The organism is Pseudomonas sp. FP1740, from assembly GCF_030687165.1.
Taxonomy (GTDB): Bacteria; Pseudomonadota; Gammaproteobacteria; order Pseudomonadales; family Pseudomonadaceae; genus Aquipseudomonas.
On sequence record NZ_CP117461.1, the window covers coordinates 137,334 to 158,356 of the forward strand.

At 61.4% G+C, this 21,023-nt stretch carries 7 protein-coding genes; 6 read left to right on the plus strand and 1 reads right to left on the minus strand.

Annotation, left to right across the window (positions count from 1 at the left end; genetic code table 11):
• Positions 1 to 12,630, minus strand: coding sequence for a retention module-containing protein (locus PSH69_RS00645; protein WP_305410720.1), 12,630 nt, complete (start codon positions 12,628 to 12,630; stop codon positions 1 to 3).
• A 356-nt stretch (positions 12,631 to 12,986) separates the two neighbouring features.
• Here PSH69_RS00645 and PSH69_RS00650 point away from each other — a divergent pair, with 356 nt between their 5' ends.
• The 6 genes from PSH69_RS00650 to PSH69_RS00675 all read left to right on the plus strand — a co-directional run bounded on the left by PSH69_RS00650 (position 12,987) and on the right by PSH69_RS00675 (position 21,022).
• Positions 12,987 to 14,339 carry a TolC family outer membrane protein gene (locus PSH69_RS00650; protein ID WP_105347515.1) on the plus strand — a complete coding sequence of 451 codons (1,353 nt, stop codon included), beginning with the start codon at positions 12,987 to 12,989 and terminating at the stop codon, positions 14,337 to 14,339.
• 39 nt (positions 14,340 to 14,378) lie between these two features.
• On the plus strand, positions 14,379 to 16,535 hold the full coding sequence (locus PSH69_RS00655) for a type I secretion system permease/ATPase (RefSeq protein WP_305410721.1): 2,157 nt from the start codon (positions 14,379 to 14,381) through the stop codon (positions 16,533 to 16,535).
• Complete coding sequence (locus PSH69_RS00660) at positions 16,525 to 17,892, plus strand: HlyD family type I secretion periplasmic adaptor subunit (protein ID WP_019651587.1); 1,368 nt, start codon at positions 16,525 to 16,527, stop codon at positions 17,890 to 17,892. The genes PSH69_RS00655 and PSH69_RS00660 overlap by 11 nt, the downstream gene beginning before the upstream one ends.
• Positions 17,893 to 18,203: 311 nt before the next feature.
• The gene (locus PSH69_RS00665) at positions 18,204 to 19,115 is read left to right on the plus strand and encodes a TauD/TfdA family dioxygenase (RefSeq protein WP_305410722.1); all 912 of its coding nucleotides are present in this window, start codon (positions 18,204 to 18,206) and stop codon (positions 19,113 to 19,115) included.
• 15 nt (positions 19,116 to 19,130) lie between these two features.
• The gene (locus PSH69_RS00670; protein WP_305410723.1) at positions 19,131 to 20,156 is read left to right on the plus strand and encodes an ABC transporter substrate-binding protein; all 1,026 of its coding nucleotides are present in this window, start codon (positions 19,131 to 19,133) and stop codon (positions 20,154 to 20,156) included.
• A gap of 5 nt (positions 20,157 to 20,161) precedes the next feature.
• Entirely contained in the window at positions 20,162 to 21,022 is an 861-nt protein-coding gene (locus PSH69_RS00675) for an ABC transporter ATP-binding protein (RefSeq protein WP_305410724.1), read from the plus strand.
• The last annotated feature ends 1 nt before the right edge of the window (position 21,023 follow it).

Here is a 21,023-nt window from a genome sequence, read left to right on the forward strand (position 1 = left end):
TCAGCTGTTGTTGTGATCGATCTTGATGGTCGGGTCACTGCCGGCAATCAGCGAGTTGATGCTGGCGCTGGACCAATTGTTACCTTCCAGTTTGATCGTCACGTCCGGGGTGGTCGCTGCGGCATCGGCGCCGTTGAACTTGCCGGCGGAGCTGACTTGCAGGGACGACACGCCGTCCACAGTGGTGATCTTCAGAAAGTGGTCGATGGTGCTTCCGCTTTCACCCTGCAACAAATCACGCAGGTCGATGCGGTCGCCTTCGCTGGCCTTGAAGTCCTTGATCACGTCGCTGCCGGTGTCGCCAGCCTTCCAGATGAAGGTGTCGGCACCCGAGCCGCCAATCAGGATGTCGTTGCCTTGACCGCCGATCAGCGAGTCATTGCCGGTGCCGCCGAGCAGGATGTCATTGCCCTTGCCGCCGTCGAGGAGGTCGTTGCCGCCCTGGCCGAAGAGAATGTCGTTGCCCGCGCCACCCAGCAGCGTGTCGTTCCCATCGTGGGCGCCAGACACGTCGAACGCGGTGTAGTGCTCGGTGATGTACTGGTGCACGTTGCTGGTGGTGACTTTGCTGACGTCGACACCGGTCTGCTGAGCGACGAACGCCTGCATCGCCTGATAACCCTCGCCGGCAATGCCATTGAAGCTCACCAGATCGCCGAACAGGAGGTCGTTGCCGTCACCGCCGCTGACCGTGTCGGCACCCGGCATTGTCGCTTCGGTATGGCCGATGATCGAGTTGGCCAGGTCCTTGGGGTCGATGTTGGTTTGTGGCGTTTGATCCGAATCGTACGGCTTGAGGTCGGTGAGGGTGACGTCCTTGTTCAGGCCGATGGCCTCCACCGTCGACACGTTGCTCAGCAACGTGAAGCTGCTGCTGGAGTTGTCGATGGTAGTGGAATCGGTGCTGCTGCCGGTGCCATCGCGATAGGACAATTCGTACGTACCGTTACCCTCGGCATGCAGTGTGCCCAGTTCAGAACTGCTCCAGCGCCCCGAATTTTTCAGCGTCTGCAGCGTGACGTTGCCGGCGCTGTCGATGGTCAGGTAGTGAGTACTGTCCAAGTAGTTGGAATAGGTCTGCCCCAACTTGTAGTTGGAGGTGGTGATGACGTCATCGAGCTTCACGTTGCCGTACAAGGTCGGGTTGGTCTGCTCGCCGCTCTGGTAGTAGGTCGGCTTGCCATCGGTGATGAAGTACGTGAGGTTCTTCGCACCGGTGTTGGCAATGGCGTCGGCACTCTGGAACCAATTGGTCGTGGTTTTGAACACGTCCTCGTAGTTGGTGCCGCCGCCCGACGACATCGAATCCAGAACGGATTTGAGCAAGGTCAGCGCGTTCGGGTCGTTCAGGTTCACCGACACCGATTTGTTGACCTGGGTATCGAAGTCCACCAGGAAAATATTCACGGTCCCGGAGTTGCCGCCCAGGCTTTGCTTGAGGGTGTTGAACACCGCCGTCAGCGAATCCTTGGCGGCGTTGATCGACGTGCTGCTCATGCTGCCCGAGCTGTCGACCATGAACGCGATGTTGTAATTGGTGCCCGGCACCACGGTCAGCCCGCCGATATCGGCGACCATGATGTCGTTGCCGTCGGTGCCGGTGACCGTGTCGTCGGCCGCCGTGGCGGTCACGGCGTTGTAGACCGCCGGGTATACCGTGACCGGAATCTGCGCGGTGCTCAATGCCGAACCGCCGAGTGCTTCGGTGGATGTCGAGGTCACGGTCAGGGTGAACTGGCCGTTGTAGTACGGCGGCGGGGTGACGGTCAGGCTGCCGAGGTTCCAGCCGGTAACGTTGGCTTCGCCGTTGGTGGTGGTGAAGGTGTGGCCCGCGCCATCGCTGAGCACGGAGCCCGCCGGCATGCCGCTGATCTTCACGCTCAGGCTTTCAGAGCCGTCGGTGTCGGTCAGTGCGGTCTTGATCGCGGACAGGTGAACGCTGGTGCCTTCGGCGCCTTCGTTGAGTTTGTAGCCGTTGTAGTAGCCTTCGCCATTGGTGCCGTGCAGGTCGGAAACCGTCACGCCAGAGGCGGCCAGATCCGCCACGCCGGTGTACAGCGGCACGCCGGCGCTGCTCAGGTCGACCGCTGTACCGCCGTTGACCGACAGGTTGACGTCATAGCTGCCGGGGCCACTCTGGTTGTGGTGGTAGATGTCCAGGGTGTAGTAACCGCTGGTGGTCGGGGTGAACGAACCATTCAGCTTGCCGCCTGCACCCCAAGTCGTCGCGGCCACGTTCTGGCCACCGATGGTCACCAACAGGCTGTCATCGCCGGTACCGCTGAAGGTGTACGTCTTGCCGGCTTCCAGGTAGATCAGGCCGGATGTTTTCGAGGCCGTGCCGGCGGTGACGCCGCCGTCGGACTGTACGTTGGTCACGGTGCCGGTGGAGTTCGGGGTGCCTGCGGCGTCGATGACCGATTTCAGCGTGCCGGACGGCGCGCCACTACCATCGGTGCCCAGGCCCGACAGGCCGGTCCAGACTTCCTTGATCAGGCCGGTGGACTTGACGCTGTTGTCCGCGACGCTCAGGGATGGCGCGTCGGCAACCGGTGTGATGTCGATTTTTACCGTGCCGGTGTTGCCCAACAGTTGACCGTCGGTGGGCTGGAACTTGATCTGCGCGTAGTCCGCCTGATTATTGCCCACGCCGCTGCCGTTGTAGCCATCAACCCCCGATTCGTTGGCATCCGGAGTGAAGCGCAACTTGCCGGCGTCGATGTCGGCCTTGCTGATGGTCTGGTTGGTCGTTACGTCTTTCCAGGTCGCACCGTCCAGGTACTGCAATTTGCCGTCGCCCGGCAGCTGAGTGATTTTCACCCCCAGGTTGGCGGTCGGGCTGTCGACATCGCTGACGCCGAAGGTCGACCAGCCGAGGATCAACGGTGTGTCTTCGGTGCCGGTGACGTTAACCGGCGCGGCGGTCGGTGCGTCATTCACGGCCACCACGTTGACCGTGGTGGTCGCGGTGTTGGAGTAATTGCTGCCATCGGTCACCGTCACGGTGATGATCCGCGGCACGGTGCTCGGATCCTCACTGCTGTTGGTGAAGCTGATGTTTTTGATCTGCTGCATGTAGTCGGCCAGCGTCGCGTTGCCCGACAGGGTCAGGGTGACCGTACCGTCCTGGCTGTTGGCGTTGATGCTGATGCCATTGACACTGTTGCCCAGGTTCAGCGCGTCGCCCGGCTGACGGTTGGTCAGCACGATGGTGGCGCCGGTCAGCATCGTGCTGTCCGGGTCGGTGATGCTCAGGTCGGTGTCGCCGATCGAGACGCCCTGGCCGGTGGTGCCTTCGGTGAAGGTCACGTTGTAGTTGGCCCCGGTGGCGCCGCTGGAGTTGTTGGCGTCCAGGTCGAGAACCGGCGCGGCATCGTTGTCGATGATCGAGGTGCTGACGCTGCCGTTGGTGGAGCTGACCGCGAGGTTTTCGAAGTTGCCGCCGGTGGCCGAGTCGATCTTGACCACAAAGTTCTCGGTGCCCTCGGTGAGCTTGTCGTCCACCGTCGCGACGTTGAAGCTCGCACTGCTGGCGCCAGCCGGGATTTTCACGGTGTACACGCCGGTGAAGTCCGAACCGTCGGCGGCGGTGCCACTGTAGACGATTTTCAGGGTCACTTCGGTCTGCGCCGGGTGGGTCAGGCTGACGGTGTAACTGGCGGTCTGGCCTTCGGTCACCGAGGTACTGCCGCTGATGCTGACTTCGGTTTTGTCGATGGTATCGGTGACGGTGGTGACTGCCGGGGCAGTGCTCGGTACCAGGTTTTCGAAATTGCCACCGGTGGCGGTGGAGATGGTCGCCTGGACAGTGCCCGCGTCGTTGTAAACGTCATCGGATGGAGCCGGAACGGTCACCGTGCCAGTGGTTTTGCCGGCGTCGATGGTGATCACGGCGCCGTTGCTCAGCGTCACGGTCACGGGTGTGCCGGCGGCGTTGGTCAGGGTCGCGGTGTAAGTGATCTGACCGCCTTCGGCGACCGAGTTGGTGGCACTCAGGCTGAGGTTGGTGGTGTCGACGGTGTCGGTCACGGTGGTGCTGACCGGCATTTTGTCCGCCACCAGGTTCTCGTAGTTGCCGCCGCTGACGTTGGTGATCGAGTTGGTCAGCGGAGCGTGGCCGGTCAACGCGTCGTTCGGCGCGGCGGTGGTCACGGTACCGGTGGTTTTGCCGATATCGATAGTGATCGTCTGGCCGTTGGCCAGGGACACGGTGACCGGGCTGCCGGTCACTGGCGCACCGACGGTCGCGGTGTAAGTGACGGTGCCGCCTTCGGCTGCCGAAGCGGTGGCATTCAGGGTCACGGTCGTGGTGTCGATCGTGTCAGTAACGGTGGTCACTGCCGGGGCAGTGCTCGGCACCAGGTTTTCGAAATTGCCACCGGTGGCGGTGGAGATGGTGGCCTGGACCGTACCGGCATCTTTGTAAACGTCATCGGATGGAGCTGGGACGGTCACGGTGCCGGTGGTTTTACCGGCGTCGATGGTGATCACGGCGCCGTTGCTCAGCGTCACGGTCACGGGTGTGCCGGCGGCGTTGGTCAAGGTTGCGGTATAAACGATGGAACCACCTTCAGCCACCGAGTCGGTCGCGCTCAGGCTGAGGTTGGTGGTGTCCGGTGTGTCGGTCACCGAGGTATCCGCCGACTTGCCGTCGACTTCCAGTTTCTCGTAGTTACCGCCCTTGGCGTCGTCGATCTTGACGCTCAAGGAACCGCCACCGGCCAACGCATCGTTGGGTGCAACGAAATTGACAGAACCGCTGCTCGCGCCGACCGGAATGGTGATGGTCTGGCCGTTGGACAGGGTCACGACCACCGGCGAACCGGTGACCGGTGCTGATACGGACGCGGTGTACACCACGGTGCCGCCTTCAGCGACGTTCGCCGTGGCAGTCAGCGAAACGGTGCTGGTGTCGATGGTATCGGTAACGGTGGTGACCGCCGGGGCAGTGCTCGGCACCAGGTTTTCGAAATTGCCACCGGTGGCGGTGGAGATGGTCGCCTGGACCGTGCCCGCATCTTTGTAAACGTCATCGGACGGAGCCGGGACGGTGACGGTGCCGGTGGTTTTACCGGCGTCGATGGTGATCACGGCGCCATTGCTCAGCGTGACGGTCACTGGCGTACCGGCGGCATTGGTCAGTGTCGCGGTGTAAGTGATCTGGCCACCTTCGGCTACCGAGTTGGTGGCGCTCAGGCTGAGGTTGGTGGTGTCAGCAGTGTCGGTCACCGAGGTGTCCGCCGACTTGCCGTCGACTTCCAACTTCTCGTAGTTGCCGCCCTTGGCGTCGTCGATCTTGACGCTCAGGGAGTTGCCGCCGGCAAGGGCATCGTTGGGTGCAACAAAGTTGACAGAGCCGCTGCTCGCGCCGACCGGAATGGTAATAGTCTGGCCATTGGACAGGGTCACAACCACTGGCGAGCCAGTCACCGGAGCAGTGACCGAAGCGGTGTACACCACGGTGCCGCCTTCGGCGACGTTCGCCGTGGCACTCAGCGAAACGGTGCTGGTGTCGATGGTATCGGTGACAGTGGTGACTGCCGGGGCAATGCTCGGCACCAGGTTCTCGAAATTGCCACCGGTGGCGGTAGAGATGGTGGCCTGGACCGTGCCCGCATCTTTGTAAACGTCATCAGATGGAGCCGGGACGGTCACCGTGCCGGTGGTTTTACCGGCATCGATGGTGATCACGGCGCCGTTGCTCAAGGTCACGGTGACCGGTGTGCCGGCGGCATTGGTCAGGGTCGCGGTGTAAACGATGGAGCCGCCTTCAGCGACCGAATCGGTCGCCGACAGGCTGAGGGTGGTGGTGTCCGGGGTATCAGCCACTGAGGTGTCGGCCGACTTGCCGTCAACTTCCAGCTTCTCGTAGTTACCGCCCTTGGCATCGTCGATCTTGACGCTCAAGGAACCGCCACCGGCCAAGGCATCGTTGGGTGCAACGAAATTGACAGAACCGCTGCTCGCACCGACCGGAATGGTGATGGTCTGGCCGTTGGACAGGGTCACGACCACCGGCGAACCGGTGACCGGTGCCGATACGGACGCGGTGTACACCACAGTGCCGCCTTCGGCCACAGTCGAAGTCGCGGTCAAATTGACCGTCGAGGTGTCGATGGTATCGGTGACGGTGGTGACTGCCGGGGCAGTGCTAGGCACCAGATTTTCAAAGTTACCGCCCGCAGCATCCTTGATGGTGACTTCGACTTGACCGGCATCCTTGTAGACGTCGTCCTTCGGCGCATCGACTGTCACGGAACCAGAGGTGGCACCCGCCGCGATGGTGATCACGGCGCCATTGCTCAGCGTCACGGTGACGGGTGTGCCGGCGGCGTTGGTCAGGGTCGCGGTGTAAACGATGGAGCCGCCTTCGGTGACCGAATCGGTCGCCGACAGGCTGAGTGTGGTGGTGTCCGGGGTATCAGTCACTGAGGTGTCGGCCGACTTGCCGTCAACTTCCAGCTTCTCGTAGTTACCGCCCTTGGCATCGTCAATCTTGACGCTCAAGGAACCGCCACCGGCCAAGGCATCGTTGGGCGCGGTGAAGTTGACGCTGGCGCTGCTCGAGCCAACCGGGATGGTGATGGTCTGGCCGTTGGACAGGGTCACAACAACTGGCGAGCCGGTGACTGGCGCCGACACGGACGCGGTGTACACCACGGTACCGCCTTCGGCCACAGTGCTGGTCGCAGTCAGATTGACCGTCGTAGTGTCGATGGTATCGGTGACGTCTGTAACCGCCGCTGCCGGATTGGTGGCCAGGTTCTCGAAGTTGCCGCCCGCCGCGTCTTTGATGGTTACTTCGACCTGACCGGCGTCCTTGTAGACGTCGTCCTTCGGCGCATCGACGGTCACGCTGCCGCTAGTGGCACCAGCGGCGATGGTGATCACTGCGCCGTTCGACAGGGTCACGGTCACTGGCGTGCCGGCGGCATTGGTCAGGGTCGCGGTATAGACGATGGAACCGCCTTCAGCCACCGAGTCGGTTGCCGACAGGCTGAGGTTGGTGGTGTCCGGTGTGTCGGTCACCGAGGTATCCGCCGACTTGCCGTCGACTTCCAGTTTCTCGTAGTTGCCGCCCTTGGCGTCGTCGATCTTCACGCTCAAAGAACCGCCGCCAGCCAAGGCATCGTTTGGCGCAACGAAGTTGACAGAACCGCTGCTGGCACCGACTGGGATGGTGATGGTCTGGCCATTGGACAGGGTCACAACCACTGGCGAGCCGGTGACCGGCGCCGACACGGAAGCCGTGTACACCACGGTGCCGCCTTCGGCCACGTTCGCGGTCGCAGTCAGCGAAACGGTGCTGGTGTCGATGGTGTCGTTGACGGTAGTGACCGCAGGCGTATTGCTGGTTACCAGGTTCTCGAAGTTGCCACCGGTGGCGTCTTTGATGGTCGCTTCAACGGTTCCGGCGTCTTTATAGACGTCGTCCTTCGGTGCATCGACGGTTACGGAGCCGGTGGTTTTACCCGCTTCGATGGTAATGACGGCACCGTTGCTCAGCGTGACGGTGACCGGTGTGCCGGCGGCATTGGTCAGGGTCGCCGTATAGGTGATCTGACCGCCTTCATCTACAGCGCCGGTCGCAGTGAGCGACAGGTTGGTGGTGTCCGGTGTGTCGGTCACCGAGGTATCTGCCGACTTGCCGTCGACTTCCAGCTTCTCGTAGTTGCCGCCCTTGGCATCGTCGATCTTGACGCTCAGGGAGTTGCCGCCGGCCAACGCGTCGTTGGGTGCGGTGAAGTTGACGCTGGCGCTGCTCGACCCAACCGGGATGGTGATGGTCTGGCCGTTGGACAGGGTTACGACGACTGGCGAACCGGTGACCGGTGCCGACACGGATGCGGTGTACACCACGGTGCCGCCTTCGGCTACGTTCGCGGTCGCAGTCAGTGAAACGGTGCTGGTATCGATGGTGTCGGTGACGGTGGTGACTGCCGGGGCAGTGCTCGGAACCAGGTTTTCAAAGTTGCCGCCTGCGGCATCCTTGATCGTGACTTCGACTTGGCCAGCGTCCTTGTAGACGTCGTCCTTTGGTGCATCGACAGTCACGCTGCCGCTAGTGGCACCGGCGGCGATGGTGATCACCGCGCCGTTGCTCAAGGTGACGGTGACCGGTGTGCCGGCGGCGTTGGTCAGGGTCGCGGTGTAAACGATGGAGCCGCCTTCGGCGACCGAGTCGGTTGCCGACAGGCTGAGGGTGGTGGTGTCCGGGGTGTCGGTCACCGAGGTATCCGCCGACTTGCCGTCGACTTCCAGCTTCTCGTAGTTGCCGCCCTTGGCATCGTCGATCTTGACGCTCAAGGAACCCCCACCGGCCAACGGATCGTTGGGTGCAACGAAATTGACAGAACCGCTGCTCGCGCCGACCGGAATGGTAATGGTCTGGCCATTCGACAGGGTCACAACCACTGGCGAACCGGTGACTGGTGCGGACACGGACGCGGTGTACACCACGGTGCCGCCTTCGGCCACGTTCGCGGTCGCAGTCAGCGAAACGGTGCTGGTGTCGATGGTATCGGTGACAGTGGTGACTGCCGGGGCAATGCTCGGCACCAGGTTCTCGAAATTGCCACCGGTGGCGGTAGAGATGGTGGCCTGGACCGTGCCCGCATCTTTGTAAACGTCATCAGATGGAGCCGGGACGGTCACCGTGCCGGTGGTTTTACCGGCATCGATGGTGATCACGGCGCCGTTGCTCAAGGTCACGGTGACCGGTGTGCCGGCGGCATTGGTCAGGGTCGCGGTGTAAACGATGGAACCGCCTTCGGCCACCGAGTCGGTCGCGCTCAGGCTGAGAGTGGTGGTGTCCGGGGTGTCGGTCACCGAGGTATCCGCCGACTTGCCGTCGACTTCCAGCTTCTCGTAGTTGCCGCCCTTGGCATCGTCGATCTTGACGCTCAAGGAACCGCCACCGGCCAACGGATCGTTGGGTGCAACGAAATTGACAGAGCCGCTGCTCGCGCCGACCGGAATGGTAATGGTCTGGCCATTCGACAGGGTCACAACCACTGGCGAACCGGTGACTGGTGCGGACACGGACGCGGTGTACACCACGGTGCCGCCTTCGGCCACGTTCGCGGTCGCAGTCAGCGAAACGGTGCTGGTGTCGATAGTATCGTTGACGGTAGTGACCGCAGGCGTATCGCTGGTTACCAGGTTCTCGAAGTTGCCGCCGGTTGCGTCTTTGATGGTCGTTTCAATGGTTCCGGCGTCTTTATAGACGTCGTCCTTCGGCGCATCGACGGTTACGGAGCCAGTGGTTTTGCCTGCTTCAATGGTGATCACCGCACCGTTGCTCAGGGTCACGGTCACTGGCGTGCCGGCGGCATTGGTCAGGGTCGCCGTATAGGTGATCTGACCGCCTTCATCTACAGCGCCGGTCGCAGTGAGCGACAGGTTGGTGGTATCCGGTGTGTCGGTCACCGAGGTATCCGCCGACTTGCCGTCGACTTCCAGTTTCTCGTAGTTGCCGCCCTTGGCATCGTCGATCTTGACGCTCAGGGAGTTGCCGCCGGCCAACGCGTCGTTGGGCGCGGTGAAGTTGACGCTGGCGCTGCTCGACCCAACCGGGATGGTGATGGTCTGGCCGTTGGACAGGGTCACAACCACTGGCGAACCAGTCACCGGTGCCGACACGGACGCGGTGTACACCACGGTGCCGCCTTCGGCCACGTTCGCGGTCGCACTCAGTGAAACGGTGCTGGTATCGATGGTGTCGTTGACGGTAGTGACTGCCGGGGCAGTGCTCGGCACCAGGTTCTCGAAATTGCCACCGATGGCGGTAGAGATGGTGGCCTGGACCGTACCGGCATCTTTGTAAACGTCATCGGATGGAGCCGGGACGGTCACGGTGCCGGTGGTTTTGCCGGCGTCGATGGTGATCACGGCGCCGTTGCTCAGCGTCACGGTCACGGGTGTGCCGGCGGCGTTGGTCAAGGTTGCGGTATAAACGATGGAACCACCTTCAGCCACCGAGTCGGTCGCGCTCAGGCTGAGGTTGGTGGTGTCCGGTGTGTCGGTCACCGAGGTATCCGCCGACTTGCCGTCGACTTCCAGCTTCTCGTAGTTGCCGCCCTTGGCGTCGTCGATCTTGACGCTCAAGGAGCCGCCACCCGCCAACGCATCGTTGGGTGCAACAAAATTGACAGAGCCGCTGCTGGCGCCGACCGGAATGGTAATGGTCTGGCCGTTGGACAGGGTCACAACCACTGGCGAGCCAGTCACCGGAGCAGTGACGGACGCGGTGTACACCACGGTGCCGCCTTCAGCCACGTTCGCGGTCGCAGTCAGCGAAACGGTGCTGGTATCGATGGTATCGGTGACGGTGGTGACTGCCGGGGCAGTGCTAGGCACCAGATTCTCGAAATTTCCGCCCGTCGCATCCTTGATCGTTACTTCAACCTGGCCGGCATCTTTATAAACGTCATCGGCAGGGGCGGCGACGCTCACGCTGCCAGTGGTCGCGCCTGCAGCGATGGTGATCACGGCCCCGTTGCTCAAGGTCACGGTAACTGGCGTGCCCGCCGGATTGGTCAGGGTCGCGGTGTACAGAATCTGACCACCTTCGGCCACTTCGGTGGACGCCGACAGGCTCAGGCCGGTGTCGTCTTTCGAATCGGTGATGGTGGTGAGTGCCGGCTCGGTGCTCGGGGTCAGTTGTTCGAAATTACCGCCGGTGGTGCCGGTGATCGTGGTGCTGACGGTGCTGCCGTTGTTATAGACGTCGTTGGCCGGGGTATCGACGGTCACGCTGCCGGTGGTCTTGCCCGCTTCGATGGTAATGACCGAGCCATTGCTCAAGGTCACGGTCATCGGCGTGCCAGCCGGGTTGGTCAGGGTGGCGGTGTAGGTGATCTGGCCACCTTCAGTGACGGTGCCGGTGGCGCTGAGGCTCAGGCCGGTGTTGTCGATCGAGTCGGTGATGGTGGTGACGGCCGGCGTGGTGCTCGGTACGAGGTTCTCGAAGTTGCCACCGGTGGCACCGGTGATCGTGGTGCTGACGGTGCTGCCGTTGTTGTAGACGTCATTGACCGGGGTTTCGACGTTCACGGAACCGGTGGTTTTTCCGGCTTCGATGGTGATGATCGAACCGTTGGACAGGGTGACGGTGACCGGCGTCTGCGCCGGGTTGGTCAATGTGGCGGTGTAGGTGATCTGGCCACCTTCAGTGACGGTGCCGGTGGCGCTGAGGCTCAGGCCGGTGTTGTCGATCGAGTCGGTAATGGTGGTGACGGCCGGCGTGGTGCTCGGTACGAGGTTCTCGAAGTTGCCGCCGGTAGCGCCGGTGATCGTGGTGCTGACGGTGCTGCCGTTGTTGTAGACATCATTGGCCGGGGTTTCGACGTTCACGGAACCGGTGGTTTTTCCGGCTTCGATGGTGATGGTCGAACCGTTGGACAGGGTAACGGTGACCGGCGTCTGCGCCGGGTTGGTCAATGTCGCGGTGTAGGTGATCTGGCCGCCTTCCGTGACGCTGCCGGTGGCGGTCAGGGTCAGGCTGGTACTGTCGATCGAGTCGGTAATGGTGGTGACCGCCGGCGTCGGGTTCGGCACCAGGTTTTCGAAGTTACCGCCGGTAGCGCCAGTGATCGTGGTGCTGACGGTGCTGCCGTTGTTGTAGACGTCATTGGCCTGCGTCGGAACGTTCACGCTGCCGGTGGTGTTACCAGCGGCGATGGTGATGGTCGAGCCGTTGGACAAGGTGACGGTAACCGGCGTTTGCGCCGGGTTGGTCAGGGTGGCGGTGTAGGTGATCTGGCCACCTTCAGTGACGCTCGCGCCCGCTGTCAGTGTGACGGTAGTGGTGTCGACGGTGTCGGTGACCTGGGTCACGGCCGGAGCAGTCGGCGGGGTGACCACGATACCGCTGCCGCCCGTGGTGCCAGTGACGGTCACATCGATTTGGGTCGGATCGTTATAAACAGTGTCGTTCGGCGCCAGCGGAACGTTGACGGTGCCGGTGGTCTGGCCGGCTGTGATCACGATCACCGCGCCGTTGGACAGGGTGATGGTCAGGTCGGTCAGCGGCGCCTGGGTCAGGGTCGCGGTGTAAACCAGCACGCCACCGGCCTCGGTGATAGTTGGCGTGGCGCTCAGACTCAGCGTTGATTCGCGCAGGGCATTGGTGCTGGTATCGGCCGTCTGGCCGCCGGTAGTGTTTTGTGTTGCCGACGCCGCAGTGGCGAGGCCTGCGGTCGGGAAGCCGATGGTCGGGTCGACCCGGGCAGCGGTTGCCTCCAGGGCCACGAAGCTGTGGCCGCCACCGGCAGAGCCGCCCGCGCTCGCGGCAGTAGGGCCGGCCGCGGTGGCTTCAAGCGCGGTGGTCGGGTCGGCGCCGGCGGCGATGGCTTGCTGCAGTTCGTCAACTGATGGCGCCGCTTGTGCAGTGGCTTGTGCAAGGTCGGTGCTGGAGTCCGGATTGCTGCCACTCCACTGAGTGTCGCGGCCCAGGTCCAGGGTCCGGCCGTCAGCCAGTTCAAGGGTGATGGCGCCGGCGGCACCCGTGTCCACCTGGTCGCCCACAAACAACCGGTCGCCTTCAACGAGTACGCGGCGGATGCCCTCTGGGGACACCGCGAAAACCTGACCAACAATGCTTTTGACGATGGCAACAACACTGCTCATTGAAGACTCTCCGGGTGTCACGTTCAGTTGACTTCCATGAACCGCTCGGGCGCGTTCGCCGATCGGGGCTGGACGTTCTTACAAAATTCGATACATAACTTTGACGCTCGAATCGTCAATAATTTGGCTATATTCTTTCGAAATTAACTTTATGCCAAACTATTGACCTTATGGGAGTCATCCTAAACAATCGTCCAAGTAATGTCACATTGATATTTAAGCGGCGACCTGTCCTACAGCGTGTGATCCAGTTCCGATTTTGAACTTTCCGACATACGGTCATTCCGGTTGCCATCATGCGATGCAGCGCCATGTTCTGCAGTGATTCAAGACAAGAAGTCCCGGGAATTCCATCTATGCGTTTGCACCTGTTCAAGGTTCTACCCTTCGCCTTTGCCGCCAGCGTTGTTCAGGCGCAAACCCTTCCGCAGGCCATGCAACAGGCACTGGATGTCCACCCGGAAATTCAGGCAGCGGTCAACAGTCGGCTGGCCGCGGATTATCAATTAAAGGCTGCAAAAGGTGGATACCTGCCAAAGGTCGACCTGCTGGGCGGTTATGGCCGTGAAGGCACCGACAGCGTTACCACCCGTGCCGCTGGCAACAGCAATCACTGGGAAACGCTGAACCGTAGCGAGTCAAGTTTACGTCTGTCGCAGATGGTTTTTGACGGTTTTGCGACGTCCAGCGAAGTAGGGCGTCAACAAGCCACCGTTAATTCCCGTGCTTATTCCTTGCTGGGCACCTCGGAACGCACCGCGTTGACCGTCGCTCAGGTTTATCTCGATGTGCTGACCCGCCGCGAATTCGTGCGCCTGGCCGAAGACAACCTGAAAAACCACGAACGGATTTTTGATCAGATCAAGTTGCGCACCCAGCGCGGCGTGGGCAGCGGCGCCGACCTCGATCAGGCCGAAGCGCGTATGGCCCAGGCCCGCAACAACCTGATTACCGAGCAGACCAACCTGGCTGACGCCGAAACCAACTTCCTTAGCGCCGTCGGCCAGATGCCCGATCAACTGGAGCGGCCTGCCGATTTTATGGCGCTGTTGCCGGCCAACTTGAATGAAGCCCGGGCGCAGATGCTGGAAAACAGCCCGATCCTGCGTTCCGCCGAATCGGATATCGCTGCTGCCGAGAAACAGTACGAAGCCGCCAAGTCGAGCTTCTATCCGCGCTTCGATGCCGAGCTGGGCCGCACCGCCGACAACGACCTTGATGGGCAGAACGGGCACAACAACGAATGGCAGGCCATGCTGCGCATGCGCTTCAATTTGTTCGCCGGTGGCAGCAACAAGGCCGATCTGGAATCCAAGTCCTACCTGTCGAACCAGGCGCTGGATATTCGCAACAACGCCCTGCGCGTGTTGAATGAAGAACTGGGCCTGGCCTGGAATGCCCTGAACAACGCCAACGCCCAGGTGCCGATCGCCCAGCAATATGTCGATCGCAGCGCCAGCGTGCGCGGCGCGTATCAGAAGCAATTCAGCCTCGGCGAGCGGACACTGCTTGACCTGCTCGACAGTGAAAACGAGCTGTTCACCGCTTCCCGTCGGCTGGTCGAGATCAAAAACATTCAGTTATTTACTCAGTACCGAATCAAGGCGACCATGGGCGAATTGCTCAAAAGTCAGGGCGTAGTCGCACCGTTGGCATCCGTTGTGCAAAATGACGTGAAGCCCAAGGTCCAGCTGCCTGGGATGAATTGAGTCCTGCCCCATTTCAACTGTTAGCCAAGAGTGTCGAGCGTGGAATCAGAAGTCAGTCGAGTTCAACTCATTCATGATCCACGCGCGCTGCATGACGATCCGTTACTGGACGGCCTGCTAGCCCTCTGCTCTTTGCACCAGAAGCCGGCCAGCGCGGCGATGCTGACCACCGGCCTGCCGTTGCCCAAACAGCGCCTGAGCGTCGAACTGCTGCCTCGTGCGGCCGCTCGCGCCGGGCTGCAAGGGCGGGTGCTGCAACGCAAACTGGAGCAGATTCCGGCAATCGCCATGCCGGCGCTGTTGCTGCTCAAGGACGGACGCAGTGCGGTGCTGCTCGGCTGGCACGGTGAAGACCAGGCCCGCTTGCTGCTCAGTGAAAGCGATGGTGGCGAAGTCTGCGTCAGTCGTGAACTGCTCGCCGACGACTACATCGGCAAAGTGTTCTTCGCCCAACCCCAGCACAAATTCGACGTTAACCACGGCACGCTGATCCCGCGCGCGCGTTCGTGGTTTCGCGACACCCTCAAGCGTTCGCGCTGGCTGTACGTCGACGCCATCGCTGCCAGTTTGCTGATCAACATCATCGCCATGGCCGCGCCGCTGTTCGTGATGAATGTCTACGACCGCGTGGTGCCGAACCAGGCCGAATCGACCCTTTGGGTGCTGGCCATCGGCATCACCGGCGCTTATGTGTTCGACCTGATTCTCAAGAGCCTGCGCAGTCTGTGCCTGGACCTGGCCGGCAAGAAAACCGACCTGATCATCTCGGCCACGCTGTTCGAGCGCATCGTCGGCATGGCCATGAAGTACCGTCCGGCGCGAGTCGGCAGCTTCGCCCAGAACATCCATGAATTTCAGAGCCTGCGCGACTTCCTTGCGTCGCTGACCCTCACCAGCCTGATCGACCTGCCGTTTACGCTGTTGATCTTCCTGGTCATCGCGATCCTCGGTGGGCATCTGGTGTGGATTCCGGTGCTGGCGTTCCCGATTGCGCTACTGATCGGTTATGCCTTGCAGAAGCCGCTGGTGGCGACCATGGAGCGTACCATGGCCCTGGGCGCCGAACGCCAGTCGAGCCTGATCGAAACCCTCGCCGGTCTTGATGCGGTCAAGGTCAACAACGCTGAAAGCGAACGCCAGTATCAGTGGGAACAGACTATCGGCACTCTCAGCCGTCTTGAGCTGCGGGTGAAAATGCTGTCCGGTCTGGCGATGAACATCACCTTGCTGATTCAGCAATTGGCCGGGGTGATCATGATCGTCTTCGGTGTGTACCAGATCATCGCCGGTAACTTGAGCATGGGCGGTTTGATCGCGTGCTACATGCTCAGCGGTCGTGCCCTAAGCCCGTTGGCTTCGCTGTCGGGGCTGTTGACCCGTTACCAGCAGGCGCGGGTGACCATGACCTCGGTCGATCAGATGATGGAGCTGCCCCAGGAGCGCAATTTCGACGAGCGCCCGCTGAGCCGCAAGGTCCTGCAAGGCGCCATTGAATGCCGTCAGCTGACCTTCACCTATCCGAATCAACAGAACCCCGCGCTGAAGGGCATCAACCTGATCATCAAGCCGGGCGAGAAGATCGGCATCATCGGCCGCAGTGGCTCGGGCAAAAGCTCCCTGGCCAAACTGCTGGTGGGCCTTTATCAGCCGGACGACGGCGCGCTGCTGGTGGATGGTGTGGATATCCGCCAGATCGACGTCAGCGAGCTGCGCCACAACATTGGCTACGTGCCCCAGGACATCCAGTTGCTCGCCGGTACGTTGCGCGACAACCTGGTGTCGGGCGCGCGCTATGTCGAAGACGAACTGGTGCTGCAAGCCGCGGAACTGGCCGGCGTCCACGAGTTCGCCCGCCTGCATCCGCAAGGTTATGAGCTGCAAGTCGGTGAGCGTGGGCAGAACCTGTCCGGCGGTCAGCGCCAGAACGTCGCCCTGGCCCGAGCGCTGCTGCTCAACCCGCCAATCCTGTTGCTGGACGAACCCACCAGCGCCATGGACAACACTGGCGAAGAGCGCCTGAAACAACGCCTCGCTGCCGTGGTGGAAAACAAGACCGTGGTGCTAGTGACACACCGGGCTTCGCTGTTGTCGCTGGTGGATCGCCTGCTGGTGATCGACCGCGGGCAGATTCTCGCCGATGGCCCGAAAGCCGCCGTGATGGAAGCGTTGAAAAAGGGGCAGATCAGTGTTGCTTAAGTCCGGGGTCAAAGAATCCATCCGCCGCTACTTCAAAGGCTCTGCGTCGCTGCAAGGCCAGCCCCTTCCCGAGGTCAACAAAGCGCTGATCGAGGACGCCCCGCGCGTGGTGCGGTTGACGATCTGGGCGATCATCGGCTTCTTCGTGTTCCTGATGCTGTGGGCCAATTTTGCGGTGATCGATGAAGTCACCAAGGGCGACGGCAAGGCGATTCCGTCGTCGAAGATCCAGAAAATCCAGAACCTTGAGGGCGGCATCGTTTCCGAACTGTTCGTCAAGGAAGGGCAAATCGTCGAGGCTGGTGCGCCGCTGATACGTCTGGACGACACACGGTTCGCCTCCAACGTTGGCGAAACCGAGGCCGATCGGCTGTCGATGCTGTTGCGCGTGGAGCGCTTGAGCGCCGAGGTCGATGACCGCCCGTTGAATTTCCCCGCGGATGTGCTCAAAGCCGTGCCCGGCCAAGCTGCCAGCGAAGAATCGTTATACGTCAGCCGTCGTCAGCAACTGCACGATGAGATCGGTGGCTTGCAGGAGCAGTTGATCCAGAAGCAGCAGGAGCTGCGCGAGTTCACCTCCAAACAGGCCCAGTACCGTAGCGGTCTGTCCTTGCAGCGTCAGGAAATCGCCATGTCCGAGCCGTTGGTGGCTCAGGGCGCGGTATCCCCGGTTGAGGTATTGCGACTCAAGCGTGCCGAGGTCGAAACCCGCGGTCAACTGGACGCCACCACCCTGGCGATCCCTCGCGCCGAATCGGCAATCAAGGAAGTTCAGCGCAAGATCGACGAGACTCGCGGCAAATTCCGCAGCGAAGCCCTCACTCAACTCAACGAAGCGCGCACTGATCTGAACAAGGCCCAGGCGACCGGCAAGGCGCTGGAAGACCGGGTCAGCCGGACGCTGGTGACATCGCCGGTGCGCGGTATCGTCAACAAGTTGCTGGTGAACACCATCGGTGGCGTGATCCAGCCGGGCAGCGACCTGGTGGAAATCGTGCCGCTGGACGACACCTTGCTGGTGGAAGCCAAGATTCGCCCGCAAGACATCGCCTTCCTGCATCCGGGGCAAGACGCCACCGTGAAGTTCACGGCTTACGACTACACCATTTATGGCGGGCTGAAAGCCAAACTGGAGCAGATCGGTGCCGACACCATCACCGACGAAGACAAGAAGACCACGTACTACATCATCAAACTGCGCACCGAGCGCAGCCACCTCGGGACGGATGAGAAGCCGTTGCTGATCATTCCTGGGATGGTGGCGTCGGTGGATATCATTACTGGCAAGAAGACCATACTCAGTTATTTGCTCAAGCCGATTATCCGGGCTCGCGCCGAGGCGTTGCACGAGCGGTAGTTTTCGGGTGAGGCTGATTGATCATTCCCACGCTCTGCGTGGGAATGCCGCCATGGACGCTCCGCGTCCACTGTGACGCAGAGCGTCACGGGATGTATTCCCACGCAGGAGCGTGGGAGCAATCGGTGGTAGATAAAGCCATATCGTTATTCGCTAACGGTATTTAAATTTAAATTCTTATACCTATAAAGTCACTTCCCTGCGTACCTGCCGACCAATCGGCGCGCCGCACGACACGAACCAACACGGGACCTCCGTGAGTTTCTGATCGACGCGCGCCCTTGAGCGCGCCGTGCGTGGGAGTGATTTTTATGTCAGCTGTCTCTTTTTCCCCAAAGCCTGAGCCAACAAGCGCCGCCACCCTCGCGTCGCAAACCTTCGAAGTCCGCCCGTTCAGTGGCGCCGTCGGTGCCGAAATCATCGGTCTGGACTTGTCCCGCCCAATCAATGACCAGGACTTCGCCCGCGTCCATCGTGCGCACCTGGATCATCACGTGGTGGTGTTCCGCGACCAGAGCATAACCCCCGAACAGCAGATCGCCTTCAGCCGCCGTTTCGGCGTGTTGCAGATCCATGTACTCAAGCAATTCCTGCTGGCCGGGCATCCGGAAATCCTCATCGTTTCCAACATCATCGAAAATGGCCAATCCATCGGCCTCGGTGATGCCGGCAAGTTCTGGCACTCCGATCTCTCTTATAAAGAACTGCCGAGCCTGGGCTCGATGCTGCATGCCCAGGAGCTGCCCTCCGAAGGCGGCGACACGCTGTTTGCCGACATGCACAAAGCCTGGGACAGCCTGCCCGAGGCGCTGCGTAAAGCCGTCGAAGGTCGTTCGGCCGCGCACTCCTACACGGCGCGTTACAGCGAGAGCAAATTCGAGGGCAACTGGCGTCCGACCCTGACGCCAGAGCAACTGGCTCAGGTCGCCGAAGTCGTTCATCCGATCGTCCGCACCCACCCGGAAAACGGTCGCAAGGCGTTGTTCGTCAGCGAGGGCTTCACCACCCGCATCGTCGGTTTGCCGGAAGACGAGAGCAAACAATTGCTCGACGAGCTCTACGCCCACAGCGTGTTGCCGCAAAACATTTACCGCCATCAATGGCAGGCCCACGACCTGGTGTTCTGGGACAACCGCTCGCTGATTCACCTCGCCGCCGGATGCCCCAGCCATCTGCGCCGCAAGTTGTATCGCACCACCATCCAGGGCGACGCGCCTTTCTGATTTCGGAGAACCCTCATGTCCAAACGTCTTCCATTTGCACCGTTGGCCGCCGCTATCGGCCTGGGTTTCAGCCTGCTCGCCGGCAGCCTGGTGGCGCCGACCGTGGCCCACGCCGAGGGTGAAATTCGTATCGCCGAACAATTCGGCATCGTTTATCTGCTGCTCAACGTGGTGCGCGATCAGAACCTGATCGAGAAGTACGGCAAGCAGGAAGGCATCGACATCAAGGTCGACTGGACCCAGCTCTCCGGCGGCTCGGCGGTCAACGATGCGTTGCTCTCCGGCTCCATCGACATTGCCGGTGCCGGCGTCGGACCGCTGCTGACCATCTGGGACCGCACTCACGGCAAACAGAACGTCAAGGCCGTGGCTTCCCTGGGCAACTTCCCTTACTACCTGGTGAGTAATAATCCAAAGGTCAAAACCATCGCTGACTTCACCGAAAAGGACCGCATTGCGGTGCCGGCGGTCGGGGTGTCGGTGCAGTCGCGCTTCCTGCAATACGCAGCAGCCAAGCAATGGGGCGACAAGGAATTCAATCGCCTCGACAAGTACACCATCGCCGTTCCGCACCCGGATGCCACTGCGGCACTGATCGCTGGCGGCACCGAGTTGACCGGGCATTTCTCCAACCCGCCATTCCAGGATCAGGCGCTGGAAAACCCCAACGTGCACGTGGTGCTGAACACCTATGACCTGCTCGGCCCGAACTCGCCGACCGTGTTGTTCGCCACCGAGAAATTCCGCAACGAAAACCCGAAAACCTATAAAGCCTTCATCGCGGCGCTGACTGAAGCGGCCGAGTTCGCTCAGAACGATAAAGGTGCGGCGGCCGACACTTACATCCGCGTCACCAAGGCAAAAATCGATCGCGCGGCGTTGCTGAAAATCATCGACAACCCGCAGTTCGAATTTACCGTCACGCCGAAAAACACTTACCCGCTGGCCGAGTTCCTCTACCGCGTCGGCGCGATCAAAAACAAGCCGGATTCGTGGAAGGACTACTTCTTCCAGGATGCCAAACCGCTGCAAGGGAGCTGACCGACATGAACGCCCCCTTGCAAGGCCACACGGCCAGCAATCCGATCGCGGCCGCGCAAGCACTGCTGTCGGTCGACCAGGTCAGCCTGGAATACCGCACGCCTGCGCGTGTGGTTCGAGCGACCCATCAGGTCAGTTTCGAGGTCGATCCGGCGGACCGCTTTGTGTTGCTCGGTCCGTCCGGTTGCGGCAAATCGACGTTGCTCAAGGCGGTCGCCGGGTTCATCCCGCCCTGTGAGGGCGAGATTCGCCTGCAAGGCCAGCGGGTCGATGCGCCGGGGCCGGACCGGATCGTGGTGTTCCAGGAGTTCGATCAGCTGCCGCCGTGGAAAACCGTCAAGCAGAACGTGATGTTTCCGCTGCTTGCTTCCAAAACCCTCAAGTGTAATGAGGCTGAAGAGCGGGCGCTGCACTATCTGGACAAGGTTGGTCTGGCGGCGTTTGCCGATGCCTATCCGCATACCTTGTCTGGCGGCATGAAAGCTCGGGTGGCGATTGCCCGGGCGTTGGCGATGCAACCGAAAATCCTGTTGATGGATGAACCCTTCGCCGCCCTCGACGCGCTGACCCGGCGCAAGATGCAGGAAGAGTTGCTGCTGCTCTGGGAAGAGGTGCGTTTCACGCTGCTGTTCGTTACTCACTCCATCGAAGAGGCGTTGGTGGTGGGCAATCGGATTCTGCTGCTGTCGCCTCATCCGGGGCGGGTACGAGCCGAAGTCCACAGCCATCAATACGATTTGCACAGCCTCGGCGGTGTGGCGTTCCAGGAATCGGCGCGGCGGATTCATCGGCTGTTGTTCGATGAAGGCCAGTCCCCGGAAACCGCCCGTGAGCTGGACTTCGCCGATATTCGCATCGCTTATTGAG